The organism is Actinomadura sp. NPDC048955 (assembly GCF_040649435.1).
In the GTDB taxonomy this organism is placed as follows: Bacteria; Actinomycetota; Actinomycetes; order Streptosporangiales; family Streptosporangiaceae; genus Spirillospora; species Spirillospora luteofluorescens.
Window position 1 is genome coordinate 1 of the sequence record NZ_JBEZJI010000106.1, and the last position, 13489, is coordinate 13489.

Below are 13489 nucleotides of genomic sequence, written 5' to 3' on the forward strand. Positions count from 1 at the left end.
CCGCACCCGCCCCCGCGCAGCCTCCGCCACCGCCCCCGGACGCACCGCCCGCACCTCGGCCAACCCCGCGATCCGCTCCGCCCGCGCACCCGCGGGAGTCACCGGCATGTCGAGAGTCATGCGGCCACCTGCCCGGCCAGTGCCAGCACCTCGCCGGTGGAGGGCATCGCCGCCGAGCACGCCAGCCGGGACGCGACGATCGCGCCCGCCGCGTTGGCGAAGCCGAGGACGCGCGGCAGGTCCCAGCCCGACAGCAGCCCGTGGCAGAGGGCTCCGCCGAACGCGTCGCCCGCGCCGAGGCCGTTGACGACCTCGACCGGCACCGGCGGCGCCTCGGCGGTCCGGCCCTCGGCGTCGACGGCGAGGACGCCGTCCGGTCCGCGCTTGACGACGGCGAGCCGGACGCCCCGGTCGAGCAGCGCGCGGGCGGCCCGGTGGGGGTCGCCCTCCCCCACGGCCACCTCGCATTCGGCGACGTTCCCGACCGCGACGGTGGCGTGTTCGAGGGCCTCGCCCGCCCAGCGCCGCGCCTCGTCCCGCGACTCCCAGAACATGGGCCGGTGGTCGAGGTCGAGGACGGTGAGAGCGGCCCGGCGGCGCGCGCCCAGCGCGGCCAGCGTGGCCGTCCGGGACGGTTCGGCGCACAGGCCCGTCATCGTGGCCCACAGCACCCCGGCGCCCTCGATCGCCGACCGGTCCAGCTCGTCCGGACGGATCTCCAGGTCGGGCGCCTTCGGGAAGCGGTAGAAGTACAGCGGGAAGTCGTCGGGCGGGAACAGCTCGCAGAAGGTCACCGGGGTCGGCAGGCCGGGGACGTCGGCGACGAACCGGTCGTCCACCCCGTATTCGGCGAGCGCCCGGCGGACGAAGCGGCCGAACGGGTCGGCGCCGGTCCGGGTGATCACGGCCGTGCGGCGGCCGTGCCGGGCGGCGGCGACCGCGACGTTGGTGGCGCTGCCGCCGAGGAACCGCGCGAACGTGTCGACCTCGTCCAGCGCGACACCGGAGGTGAGCGGGTAGAGGTCGACGCCGACGCGGCCCATGGTGATGACGTCGAAGGACGCGGGGCCGCTCATGCGCCGATCCCGGCGAGGTACTCGACGCAGGCGCGGACGTCGGCCAGCGGGCCGGCGCCGGGGGCGGGTTCGCGGTCGAGGACGGTGTCCTGCTCCAGCACGTACCAGCCGTCGTACCCGGCCCCTTCGAGGGAGCCGACGATGGCGGCGATGTCGACGTCCCCCGCGCCGAGCGGGCGGTAGAGGCCGGCGCGGACGGCCTCGGTGTAGGGCGTCCGGCCGTCCCGGACGCTCTCGGCGAGTGCGGCGTCGACGTCCTTGAGGTGGACGTGCGCGATCCGCCCGGCGGCGCCCGCCGCCAGCTCGACCGGGTCGGTGCCGCCGATCAGCAGGTGCCCGGTGTCCAGGCACAGCGGCACGTCCGACCCGTCGAGGACGCGCCGCACCTCGTTGGACCGTTCCACCATGGTTCCCACGTGCGGGTGGAGCACGGCCCGCGCGCCCGCCTCCCCGGCCAGCGAGGCGATCCGGTCGAGGTTGGTGAGCAGCGCCGTCCAGCCGACGGTGCCGAGGGTGGGGCGCCGGTCGTAGCCCTCCAGCCCGTGCACGGCGGCCAGCACCAGCACCGGCTCCGACTTGGAGCGTTCCACGCCGAAGCCGGCCAGGATCCGCCGGATCTCGGGCAGCGGATCGCGGTCCGGGTCGTGCAGCACGACGGGCGCGAAGCCGCCCACCGGGCGCAGCCCGTACCCGGCCAGCAGGGCGGCGCGCTCCGCGGCCCCGGCCGGCAGGAAGCCGTCCGGCCCGAACTCCGTGGCGGCCAGTCCGAGGTCGCGCATCTCCGCCAGCACCCGTCCGGGGTCCATCTGGTGCCCCCAGCCGGGCACCTCGCACACCCCCCACGAGATCGGGGCTCCCGCGACGCGGTCGTTGATCATCGGCTCACCATCTCCCTGGGACGCGCCCGGCTCCGTACTCGGCATCGGCCTCGCCGAGTCTGCTGAAGGGCGGGAAGCAATGTCAATAGTTTGTTATGACATTATGAGGTAATAAGCTAACCGGCGGCGGCGGGTACGATCGTCCCGACGAGAGGAGGCGCCGGGTGTACCGACCGCGCGTGACCGTGGACCGCAGCAGCCCCGTCCCGCTGTACTACCAGCTCGCGCAGCAGCTGGAGGCCGCGATACGGGAGGGCGAGCTGTCCCCCGGCACCCGCCTGGAGAACGAGGTCGAGCTGGCCGACCGGTGCGGGCTGTCGCGCCCGACCGTCCGGCAGGCGATTCAGCACCTGGTGGACCGGGGGCTGCTGGTGCGCAAGCGCGGCGTCGGCACCCAGGTGGTGCAGTCGGAGATCCGCCGCCCGATCGAGCTGACCAGCCTGCACGACGACCTGGCGGCCGCCGGGCGCGAGCCCCGCACCGAGGTCCTGGAGCTCGGCGCCGTCCCCGCCGAGGACCAGGTGGCCAAGGAGCTCGGCGTCACGCCCGGCGCCGAGGTCGTCCGGATGCGCCGCATCCGGTTCACCGGCGACGAGCCCCTCGCCCTGCTCACCAACTACCTGCCGCTCGACCTGCTCGCGATCACCGAGGCCGACCTCGCCGAGCACGGCCTGTACGAGCTGCTGCGCGCGACCGGCATCAACCTGCGCATCGCGAACCAGACGATCGGCGCCCGCGGCGCGACGGCGGCCGAGGCCCGGCTGCTGGACGAGCGGCGCGGCGTCCCGCTGCTGACCATGACCCGCACCGCCTACGACGACAAGGGCGGCGCGATCGAGTACGGCTGCCACGTCTACCGCGCCGACCGGTACTCCTTCGCCCTCACCCTCGTCGAGCGCTAGCCGGCCGGGCCCCGGCCGGCGGACGCCCGGTGAAAATCTCTTGATCAATTAGAGCGCTCTATTGAATTAGAGCGCTCTAATGCTTACCGTTCAGGCATCCCCCACGCATCAGGAGGAACCCGATGCAGTTGCGACCCACCCCCCAGGGCGCCCGCCTGGCGGCCGCGGCGACGACCGCCGCGCTCGCCGCGGCCTTCCTGCCGGCGGTCCCCGCGGCCGCCGACGGCGACGAGCTCGCCCAGGTCCGCGCCGCGCTGGAGACGCCCGCGAACCTCGACGACGACGCGGGCGGCAACGCCAACGCCGACGACCCGGCCATCTGGAGCCACCCGGACGACCGCGACGGCGACCTGATCGTCGCGACGCTGAAGCAGGGCGGCCTCGCGGTGTACGACGCCGCCGGCCGGCAGATCCAGCGGCTCGCCGCCCCCACCCCGCCCCGGCCCGGCGACGAGCCCGGACGGTTCAACAACGTCGACCTGATCTACGGCTTCCAGCTCGGCCGCCGCAAGGTCGACCTGGCCGTCGTGTCCGACCGCGGCCGCGACACCGTCCGCACCTACGCGATCGACCCCGCGAAGGCCGAGGCCCACCGGGCCCCGCTCACCGACGTCACCGACCCCGCCGCCCCGCCCGTCTTCTCGTCCTCCCTCGACGAGATCAACGAGCAGGCGACGGCGTACGGGCTGGCGTCCTGGAAGGACTCCCGCGGCACCTCCTACGTCGCGCTGAGCCGCCGGCACACCTCACGGATCGGCACCGTCCGGCTGGAGGCCACCGCCGCGGGCACCATCACCTACCGGCACGTCCGCGACGTCGACCTGCCCACCTCGTTCGCGCTGCCGGGCGGCGGCACCTGGGCGCCGTGCGAGGACCCCGGCGAGGGACCGCAGGTCGAGGGCATGGTCGCCGACCCCGAGAACGGGGTGCTCTTCGCCGCCCAGGAGGACGTCGGCATCTGGCGCATCCCGCTGGGCGGCGGCTCGCCGCAGCTCGTCGACAAGGTCAGGGAGTACGGCGTCCCCGCCTCCTACGACCCCGAGACCGAGGAGTGCGCCCCGAGCGGACCCGACCCCGGCGCCGGAGGCACGCACCTCACCGCCGACGCCGAGGGCCTGTCCATCTACCGGCAGGACGACGGTGAGGGCTACCTGCTCGCCTCCAGCCAGGGCGACGACACCTTCGTGGTCTACGACCGCCAGGACCCGCGCCGGTACCTCGGCCACTTCCGCGTCGCCCCCGGCGCCACGGTCGACGGCTCGGAGGTCTGCGACGGGGCGATGGTGACCAGCGCCCCCGTCGGAGGGTTCGGCAAGGGCCTCCTCGTCGTCCACGACGGCGTCAACACCCCCGTGGTCACCGACGGGAACGGCGAGGTCCGGGAGAACACCAACTTCAAGCTGGTCGACTGGGAGGATGTGGCGGACCCGCTCGACCTGGACGTCACGCCCGGCGACTGGGACCCGCGCGACTAGCGACGAACCGCACCGACGCGAGTCGCCGCCATGCCCCATGGCGGCGACTCGCCGTACCCGGGGAGAACACCGCATGGCCCACCCGACCCTGGAGGACGTGGCGGCGCGAGCCGGAGTGTCGCGCGCGCTCGTGTCGCTGGTGATGCGCGGCTCCCCCAAGGTCGGCACGGAGCGCCGCGAGGCGGTGCTCCGGGCGGCCCGGGAACTCGGCTACCGGCCCAACATGATGGCGCGGAGCCTCGCGGCCGGACGGACGGGCATGATCGGCGTGCTCCTCTCCGATCTCCACGACCCCTGGTGCTCCGCGGTCCACGACGGGCTGGCCGACGAGGCCGCGCGGCGCGGCGTCCGGCTGCTGCTGGCCACCGGGCGCGGCAGCCCGGCACGCGAGCGGGCCGCCCTGGACGACCTGCTCGACCTGCGCCCGGACGGTGTCGTCCTGGCCGGGCCGAGGCTGCCCGCCGCCGACATCGAGCGCGCCGCGGCCGGATGCGCCGTGACCGTGGTCGGGCGCTCCGTCCGGTCCGACCGCGTCGACTGCGTGACCGGCGACGGCGCCGCGGCCGTCGCGCGGGCGCTCGGGCACCTGGCGGACCTCGGGCACCACCGCGTCGCCTGCCTCGACCTCGGCCCGCGCCCCTCGCCGCTGCGCCGCGCGTGCCCGGACGTCGCCGCCGGCCCGGACGAGCTGTGGCGGGCGCCGGCGCCGCCGACGGCCGTCCTCGCACTCGGCGACACCACGGGCACCGGCGCGCTCATCGCGCTGCTGCGCGCGGGCCGGCGCGTGCCGGACGACGTCTCGCTGATCGTCCACGGCGACCCGCCGGGAGCGCGGGCCGAGGGAGTCACGACGATCGCCTCACCGCCCGCGGAGCTGGGCCGCGAGGCCGCGGCGCTCCTGCTGGAACGGATCGGCGAGGGGGCGCGGTCGACGGCGCGGCGCGTCACCGTCCCGCCGCTCCTGAACGAGCGCGGCACCGTCCGGTAGCCCGTTTCCCGGCGTCGGCGGCGGCCTCCAGGCCCCGGAAGCGACGCCCGCAGGCGTGCCCTCCCGGCTCCGGCCGGGTGCGCCGCACGCCCTTCACCTATGCCCGCGGTACACGGATTCGCGTGCTCGCGCACCGCTTTTGGCCGCACGCGGCCGTCGGGGCCGAGCCGTGTGCCGGCGTTTCCCCAGCTCCGCCCGGTTCACGGGCCGGTACGACAAGACGCCAGTCCAAGTAAGAACGTCAAGATGTAAGAACAAAGTCTTGACTGCCGTTCCGGCCCGGGCTACAAATGTGGCCCGAACCACACCAAGATGACGAGCAGATGAACAACCGGTGTCCGTCGCCGGTCCATCAGATGAACTCGCCATCCGATCGGACGGGACATGGGAGGCACCATGCGGGTCGGACTGCTGGGCGCGGGGCGGATCGGGGCGTCGCACGCCCGGTTCCTGGGCGGCCATCCCCAGGTCGACAGCCTGCTGATCGGAGACGCCGACGTCCGCCGCGCCGCGGCGCTCGCCGGGCCGATCGGCGCCCGGGCCGGGGACCCCGAGACCGTGCTCACCGCCGGGCTCGACGCGGTCGTCATCGCCACGCCGACGTCCACGCACGCCGAGCTGCTCGTCCGCGCCTGCGACGCCGGCGTCCCCGTCTTCTGCGAGAAGCCGGTCGCACCCGACCTGCGCTCGACGCTGGAGGTCCGCGACCGCGCCGCCAAGACGGGGGTGCCCGTGCACGTGGGCTTCCAGCGCCGCTTCGACGCCGGATACGCGGCGGCGCGGCAGGCCGTGCTCGACGGACGGCTGGGAGCGCTCCACCGCGTCCACCTGGTCACCGCCGACCCGGCGCCGCCGCCGGCCGAGTACGTCCGCTCGTCCGGGGGGATCTTCCGCGACTGCCACATCCACGACTTCGACATCCTGCGCTGGGTCACCGGGCGGGAGGTCGACTCGGTCACCGCCGTCGGCGCCAACCGCGGCGACGCCTACTTCTCGGCCGCCGGGGACGTGGACACCAGTGCCGCCGTCCTGGCCCTGGACGACGGGACTCTCGCCACGCTGCAGGGCTCGCGCTACAACGGCGCCGGCTACGACGTGCGCATGGAGCTGTCGGGCACCGCCGGCACCTGGGTGGTCGGGCTCGACGAGCGCGCCCCGCTCCGGTCGGCCGAGCCCGGCGTCGACTGGCCGCCCGGCGGCCCGTGGACCGACTTCCAGGAGCGCTTCGAACCCGCGTACGCGAACGAGATTGGAACGTTCCTGGAAATGGCCAGGGGCCGCGTGGACAGCCCCTGCACGGTCGACGACGCGCTGCAGGCGCTCCTCGTCGCCGAGGCCGCCACGCTCTCGCTGCGCGAGGGCCGCAGCGTCCCGCTCGCGGAGATCCGATGATCTGGGCGGTGGCGTTCGGCGCGGTCGCGCTCGCCTTCGTCTGGGTGACCGGCGTCAACGACGGCGCGGCCCTGCTCGGGCTCAGCGGGCGCTACCCCCGCTCGTCCGGGCCGCTGCTGACCGCGCTGGTGCTCGTGCCCCTCGTGCTCGTCCCGCAGCTGACGGTCGCCGTCGCGCGGACGTTCACCGAGGGCCTCACCGACCTCGGCGACCGGCGCGGCGCGCTCGCCTTCCTGCTCGGCGTGACCGTCGCCCTCGCCGTCGTCGCCGCCCTCACCGGGCGCGGCCTGCCGACCAGCCTGACCCTGGCGATCGTCGGCGGCATCGGCGGCGCCGGGCTCGGCATGGGCCTGGACGTGGCCTGGCGCGGGCTGGGCCTGGTCCTGCTCATCGGTGCCGCCGCCCCGCTGGTCGGCACGTCCGTCGGGTTCGGGCTCGGGCTCGCGTCGCGGCGCGTGCCGTCCTTCGCCGGGATGCCCGCGGCCGTCAGGACCGCCCACGTCCTGGCCTACACCGCCCAGTGCGCCGCCTACGCCGCCAACGACGGGCAGAAGATGCTCGCCGTCGTCAGCGTGGCGCGGCACGTGGTGTCCACGCGGCGGCTCGGCGGGGTCGGCCCCGTCCAGCCGACCCCGGTGGTGCTCATCGCGATCGCCGTCGTCTTCTGCGCCGGCGCGCTGAGCGCCGTCCACCGGGTGGGCGAGCGGCTGGGGCGCGGGCTCGTGCTGGCCAGGCCGCTGCACGTGGTGTCCACGGAGGCGGCGGCCGCCGCGTCGGTCGCGGCCAGCTCCCTCGCGGGAGCCCCGGTCAGCATGACGCAGTCGGTCACCGCGGGGGTCGTCGGCGTCGCCGCCAGCGAGGGCGCCTCCCGGGTGCGCTGGCAGAACGTCGTCGGCATCGGGGCCGCGTGGCTGTTCACGCTGCCGCTCGCGTTCGCCGGAGGGACGCTCGGCGGCATCGCGGTGAGGGCGCTGTGAGCGCCGCCGTCCGGCCCGTCCGCCGCATCCGCCTGGTCTGGGACGACCTGCGCGGACGCTCCGGAGACCGGGTCGTCGGGCAGGTCGCCCGGCAGATCCGCGCCGTGCGCGACGGCGCCGAGCTGGCCCGGGAGATGGCCGCCGGGCGGGTGCCCTCCGGGGAGGCCCGCGCCCGGATGGCCGAGATCGAGCACGCGGGGGACGCCGAGCGCGCCGCGCTCGCCGCGATGCTGCGCGGCGTCCTCGCCACCCCCATCGACCGGGAGGACCTGTACCGGCTCTCCCGTTCCGTCGACGACGTCCTGGACAACCTCCGCGACTTCGTCCGCGAGGCCGACCTGTTCGGGCCGCCCGGACTCGGCTTCGCCGTCCCGCCGCTGGACGCCGTGCTGGAGGGGCTGACCTCCCTCGACACCGCCGTCCGGATGGTCCTCGCCGAGCCCGCCGCGGTCACCGTCGCGGCGCTCGGCGCGCGCAAGGCCGGCAACCGGGTCCGGGAGACCCGGCAGGCGGCGCTGACCCGGCTGTTCGCCGGCCCGCTGGACATCGACGTCCTGCGCCGGCGCGAGCTGCTCGACCGCCTGGACGCGGTGGGGCGGCGGCTCGGCGAGGCGGCCGACGCGCTCTCGGACGCGATGCTCAAGCGCAGTCACTGATCGAACCATGAAGCCGCAGGTCGGGGCTGCGGGCCCGCAAGGAGAGGACCCACCATGATCCGCACCATGAGGAGAGGGCGCCGGGCACAGGCCGGGGCCGCCGTCGCCGCCGCCCTCGCCACGGCGGCACTGGGCGCGTGCGCGCCGTCCAGCGAGGGGCGGGCCGGGGCCGACCAGCCCCTGCCCACCGTGACCGTCGAGGACGCCGCGTCCTTCGACCTGAACGCGCTCATCGCCGCGGCGAAGAAGGAGGGCAGCGTCCTCGCCTACGACGGCAGCGGCGACGTCAAGGACATGGCCGCCGCGTTCGAGAAGAAGTACGGCATCAAGGCCGAGGGCGAGAAGTCCAAGGCCGCCGCGACCGCGGAGAAGATGACGCGCGAGGCCCAGGCCGGCAACGTCACCATCGACGTCAGCCTGTTCGAGGACGGCCCGATGCTCGTCGGCCAGCTCCTCCCCCAGAAGATCGTCACCACCTGGATCCCGCCGGACCTCGCCGGGACCATCGCCGAGAAGAACCGCAACCCGCTGATGATGATCTCGAAGGCGTACGTGTTCGCCTACAACCCCAGGCTCAACCCCGGCGGCTGCCCGGTGAAGAACGTCTGGGACCTGACCGACCCCCGGTGGAAGGGCAAGGTCATGTTGCAGGACCCGCTGGGCAAGGAGGTCTTCACCCAGTGGTTCACGCAGCTGTCGGAGCGGAGCTCCGACAGGCTCGCGGCGGCCTACGAGCAGCTCGGCAAGGGCAAGCTCAAGACCGGCGAGGACGACGCCGCCCACGAGTGGGTGAAGCGGTTCGCGAAGAACGACCCGGTGCTGACCACCGAGGACGAGGACGTCGCGACCGCCGTCGGCGCGCCCAACCAGACCCGGACGACGATCGGGCTGTTCTCGATCGCCAAGTTCCGCGACCTGGAGGGCAAGAACTTCGACATGAAGGTCTGCGAGGGCCTGAACCCCTGGGCGGGCTTCGCCTACCCCAAGTTCGCGACGATCGCGGCGAAGTCCAAGCACCCCAACGCCGCCAAGCTGTTCGTCCACTTCGCGATGTCGAAGGAGGGCTTCGACCTCGAGGCCCACTCCGGCGGCGTGTCCGGCAACGACGCGGTCGGGGTGAGCCCCCACAACCCGCCCGGCCTCACCGACTGGAACACCCAGCTGTACTGGTTCGCCTCCGACAAGCTGCTCGCCGACTTCCGCAACCGCCAGGACATCAAGGACTTCTGGCGCGTCAACCACTCCTGAGCACTGCCCGACCCCCGGCGGGCCGCACGAGCGGCCCGCCGGGCTCCACCCCGGAGGAAGAACCCATGGCGGTCGCCGCCTCCGCACGGCCCGTGTCACGCGGCCGGCGCGTGCTCTACCGGTCCCGCGTCCTGCTGCGCAACCCCACCGTGCTGCTCGGCCTCGTGCTGAGCGCCGCGCTGCTCTACCTCGTCATCGCCCCGCTCGTCTCGGTCGTCTCCGACGCGGGCCGCGTCCAGTACGGCGACGAGGCCCGCTCCGGGCAGGGGGCGGGCTCGTGGACGAGCTACTACCTGTGGCGGGTGTTCCGCTCCCCGGTCAGCCGGCTGCTGTTCTGGGAACCGCTCCTGCACACCCTCACGGTCGCGGTCGGCGTCATCGCGTTCGCGCTCGTCGTGGGCGGGTCGATGGCGTGGCTCGTGACCCGCACGAACGTCCCGGGGCGCACGTTCCTGGCCGGCGCGCTGGTCGTGCCGTACATGCTGCCGTCCTGGACGTTCGCGCTGGCGTGGCTGTCGCTGTTCAAGAACGAGCGGTCCGGGGGGCAGGTCGGCTATCTGCAGGGCGCCGGGATCCACACCCCCGACTGGCTCGCCTACGGGCCCGTGCCGATCATCGTGACGCTCGGCCTGCACTACTACCCGTTCGTGCTGCTGCTGTTCGGCAACGCGCTGCGCCGGATCGACTCGCAACTGGAGGACTCGGCGCGCATCCTCGGCGCCGGCGGCCGGACGGTCCTGCGCCGCATCACGCTGCCGCTGATGCTGCCCGCGCTTTCGTCGGCGGTGCTGCTCGTCCTCGGCCGGGTCCTCGGCACGTTCGGCACCCCCTACATCCTCGGGCTGCCGAGCGACTACAACGTCCTGTCCACGAGCCTGTACCACGCGATCCGCGACCGCAGCACCGGCGTCGCCTCGACGCTGGCCGGCGTGATCGTGCTGGTCGGGGTGCTCGTCGTCGTGGTCGACACCCGGCTGGTGCGCGAGCAGCGCCGGTTCGTCACGGTCGGCGGGAAGGGCGCCATGGACCGGCGCGGCGATCTGCGCCGCTGGCGCTGGCCCGCGTTCGGGCTGGCGATGGCGGTGTTCGCCGCGAGCGTCGTCGTCCCGGTGCTGACGCTGCTGCTGTCCACGATCACCAAGACGCCCGGCGTGTTCAGCCCCGGCAACTTCACGCTGAAGTACTGGTTCGGCTCCGACATCGAGGGCGCGGTCGGGTTCCCGCACGGCGTGCTGCGCGGAGGCGAGCTGTGGGAGGCGGCCTGGAACAGCGTGCGGATCGTCGGGCTGGCCTCGCTGGTCTGCGGCTTCGTCGGACTCCTCGTCGGGTACGTGGTGGTGCGCGGCGCCGGGAGCCGCGTCTCGGCGTTCCTGCGGCAGGTGTCGTTCCTGCCGTACCTGGTGCCCGGCATCGCGTTCGCGGCCGCGTGCCTGTCGCTGTTCGCCGTCCGGCGCGGCCCGGTGCCCGCCCTCTACGGCACGATCACGCTGCTCGTCCTGGTGATGGTGGTGACGCACCTGCCGTACTCGTCCCGGTCGGGGATCTCGGCGATGATGCAGCTCGGCCGGGAGCCGGAGGAGGCCGCGCAGATCAGCGGGGCGCGCTGGCCGACCCGGATGGTCCGCATCATCATCCCGATCCAGCGGGGGGCGCTCGTCACCGGCGTGGTCCTGCCGTTCATCTCCGGGCTGAAGGAGCTCAGCATCGTCATCATGCTGACCACGTCCGGGACGCAGCTGCTCACCACCCTGTCCATCGGGCTCGTCGACTACGGCTACACCCAGCTCGCCAACGGCGTCGTGCTCGTCATCGCCCTGCTCTCGTTCACCATGACCTACCTGGCCCAGCGGCTCACCAAGAGCAGCCTGGCCTCGGGCATCGGAGGTTGACCATGCCGGCCATCACCCTCAGCGGAGTGGTCAAGAACTACACCGGCGGCGGCCGCGCCGCGGTGCGCGACCTCGACCTCGTCATCCCGGACGGGTCCTTCACCTGCCTGCTCGGGCCGTCCGGCTGCGGCAAGACCACCACCCTGCGCATGATCGCCGGGCTGGAGCAGCCGACCCGGGGCGAGATCACCGTGGGCGACCGGGTCCTGGACTCGGTCGAGCGCGGCGTCTACGTCCCGCCGGAGAAGCGGGACATGGGCCTGGTGTTCCAGAACTACGCGCTCTGGCCGCACCTCACCGTCCGCGGCAACACCGAGTTCGGGCTCCGGATGCGCAGGGTGCCGGCGGAGCGCCGCAGGGCCCGCGCGCAGGAGGCCCTGGAGAAGGTGCGCGTCGCCGACTGCATGGACCGGTACCCATCCCAGCTGTCCGGCGGCCAGCAGCAGCGCGTCGCGCTGGCGCGGATGCTCGCCGTGGACCCCGACGTCCTGCTGCTGGACGAGCCGCTGTCCAACCTCGACGCGCGGCTGCGCCTGGAGATGCGGACGGAGCTGAAGCGCATCCACGAGGAGACGGACGCGACGGTCGTGTTCGTCACCCACGACCAGATGGAGGCCATGACGATGGCGACGCACATCGCCGTCATGTCGGAGGGAGAGCTCCAGCAGGTGGCGCCGCCGATGGAGATGTACGAGCGCCCGGCCAACCGGTTCGTCGCCGAGTTCGTGGGAAGCCCGCCGATGAACATCGTCCCCTTCGGTGAGGAGCCCGCGGGGCTCGCCGGGTCGCTGCTGCGTTACGTGGAGAAACGCGCCGGACTGAGCGGGCCGGCGTGCGCGGGCGTCCGGCCCGAGGCGCTGCGGCTGGCCCGGTCGCGGGACGAGGTGCCCGGCACGGCCTGGGCGGACGAGGCCGTCGTCGAGACCGTCCTGCCGACCGGGTCGAGCTGGACCGTGCAGCTGCGCGTCATGGACACCGACCTGTTCGCCGTCACGCACGAGGATCCCGACGCCGCGCCGGGCGACCGGCTCCACTGCTGGGCGCGCCCCGAGCGACTGCACGTGTTCGCCGGGGACGGATCCCGGATGGGCGCCTGGGACGACGCCGCCGCGCCCGTCCAGAAGGCGGCCTCGTGACCGCGTCCCTGCGCCCGCCGCGGGCGCTGCTGCTGGACTTCGGCGGCGTGCTGGTCGAGACGTCCAAGCGGGACGGCTGGCAGGCGGCCCTGGCCAAGGAGGTGCACGCGACCCTCGCCGGAGCGGGCTCCCGCGAGCTGGACGCCGCCGCGATCGAGACCGACATCAGGGCGGGCGCGGCCGCGGACAAGTGCTGGAAGGACGCCATGTCCCGCCCGTACGCCCCGCGCGAGATGACCCACGCCGCGTTCTGGGGCGACTACGTGGCGGCCGACTGGCCCGCGCCCGCGCGGCAGCTCGTCGTCGCGCACGCCACCCCGCTGTGCAAGCGGATGGGCGAGCTGCGGCAGGAGCGCCGCACCCGTCCCGGCATCCCCGAACTGCTCGACGCCGCCGCCGGGTTCGGCATCCCCTGCGCGGTCGTCAGCAACGCGCTGTCCGGCGCGGTGCACCGGGACTACACCGCCTCGACCGGGCTGGCGGGCAAGCTGGCGCTGGAGGTCTACAGCGACGAGGTCGGGATCCGCAAACCCAACCCGGAGATGATCTGGATCGCGACCCGCGCCCTCGGCGTCGAGCCCTCGGACGCGTGGTACGTCGGCGACAACTTCGACCGGGACGTCCTGTGCGGGCACCGCGCCGGCGTCGGCGGGAACGTGCTGATGGTGGCCAAGGGCACCCATGACGTCCCGTACGAGGTCCGGTGCCGTCCCGACGCCGTCGTCGACGACGGGCACGGGCTGCTGGACCTGCTCACCGCCACGATCGAAGGAGAAGAATGAGCGTCGACGTCCCCGCCTCGCGGGAGCTCGCCGGGATCGCCGAACTCGCCGCCCGCGCCACGGGGGACCGTCTGCGGACGGCGTTCCGGT

Annotated in this window: 12 protein-coding genes; 10 read left to right on the forward strand and 2 right to left on the reverse strand. The window is 74.0% G+C overall.

The window, feature by feature from the left end:
• Nucleotides 1-116: 116 nt before the first annotated feature.
• Together iolC and AB0C84_RS44015 are read right to left on the reverse strand one after the other, a co-directional pair.
• Nucleotides 117-1076 (reverse strand): 5-dehydro-2-deoxygluconokinase, encoded by a 960-nt coding sequence (gene iolC / locus AB0C84_RS44010; protein ID WP_361078355.1) that lies wholly within the window; start codon nt 1074-1076, stop codon nt 117-119.
• Entirely contained in the window at nt 1073-1954 is an 882-nt protein-coding gene (locus AB0C84_RS44015) for a TIM barrel protein (RefSeq protein ID WP_361078358.1), read from the reverse strand. The genes iolC and AB0C84_RS44015 overlap by 4 nt, the downstream gene beginning before the upstream one ends.
• A 164-nt stretch (nt 1955-2118) precedes the next feature.
• On the opposite strand from AB0C84_RS44015, the gene AB0C84_RS44020 reads away from it, so the two are divergent.
• The 10 genes from AB0C84_RS44020 to AB0C84_RS44065 all read left to right on the forward strand — a co-directional run bounded on the left by AB0C84_RS44020 (nt 2119) and on the right by AB0C84_RS44065 (nt 13399).
• Nucleotides 2119-2856 (forward strand): GntR family transcriptional regulator, encoded by a 738-nt coding sequence (locus AB0C84_RS44020; protein ID WP_361078361.1) that lies wholly within the window; start codon nt 2119-2121, stop codon nt 2854-2856.
• 122 nt (nt 2857-2978) lie between these two features.
• Nucleotides 2979-4331 (forward strand): phytase, encoded by a 1353-nt coding sequence (locus tag AB0C84_RS44025; protein WP_361078367.1) that lies wholly within the window; start codon nt 2979-2981, stop codon nt 4329-4331.
• 73 nt (nt 4332-4404) lie between these two features.
• Complete coding sequence (locus tag AB0C84_RS44030; protein WP_361078370.1) at nt 4405-5319, forward strand: LacI family DNA-binding transcriptional regulator; 915 nt, start codon at nt 4405-4407, stop codon at nt 5317-5319.
• A 396-nt stretch (nt 5320-5715) separates the two neighbouring features.
• Entirely contained in the window at nt 5716-6711 is a 996-nt protein-coding gene (locus AB0C84_RS44035) for a Gfo/Idh/MocA family oxidoreductase (RefSeq protein WP_179842041.1), read from the forward strand.
• Nucleotides 6708-7688, forward strand: coding sequence for an inorganic phosphate transporter (locus tag AB0C84_RS44040; RefSeq protein WP_361078373.1), 981 nt, complete (start codon nt 6708-6710; stop codon nt 7686-7688). Before AB0C84_RS44035 ends, AB0C84_RS44040 begins: the two co-directional genes overlap by 4 nt.
• Nucleotides 7685-8344: a DUF47 family protein gene (locus AB0C84_RS44045; RefSeq protein ID WP_258940814.1), complete on the forward strand. Its 660-nt coding sequence runs from the start codon at nt 7685-7687 to the stop codon at nt 8342-8344. The genes AB0C84_RS44040 and AB0C84_RS44045 overlap by 4 nt, the downstream gene beginning before the upstream one ends.
• Before the next feature lie 66 nt (nt 8345-8410).
• Complete coding sequence (locus AB0C84_RS44050; RefSeq protein ID WP_361078376.1) at nt 8411-9592, forward strand: ABC transporter substrate-binding protein; 1182 nt, start codon at nt 8411-8413, stop codon at nt 9590-9592.
• Between the two features lie 65 nt (nt 9593-9657).
• Nucleotides 9658-11481 (forward strand): iron ABC transporter permease, encoded by a 1824-nt coding sequence (locus AB0C84_RS44055; RefSeq protein ID WP_258940816.1) that lies wholly within the window; start codon nt 9658-9660, stop codon nt 11479-11481.
• A gap of 2 nt (nt 11482-11483) precedes the next feature.
• Nucleotides 11484-12617 carry an ABC transporter ATP-binding protein gene (locus AB0C84_RS44060; RefSeq protein ID WP_361078380.1) on the forward strand — a complete coding sequence of 378 codons (1134 nt, stop codon included), beginning with the start codon at nt 11484-11486 and terminating at the stop codon, nt 12615-12617.
• Nucleotides 12614-13399 (forward strand): HAD family hydrolase, encoded by a 786-nt coding sequence (locus AB0C84_RS44065; RefSeq protein ID WP_361078383.1) that lies wholly within the window; start codon nt 12614-12616, stop codon nt 13397-13399. The genes AB0C84_RS44060 and AB0C84_RS44065 overlap by 4 nt, the downstream gene beginning before the upstream one ends.
• The last annotated feature ends 90 nt before the right edge of the window (nt 13400-13489 follow it).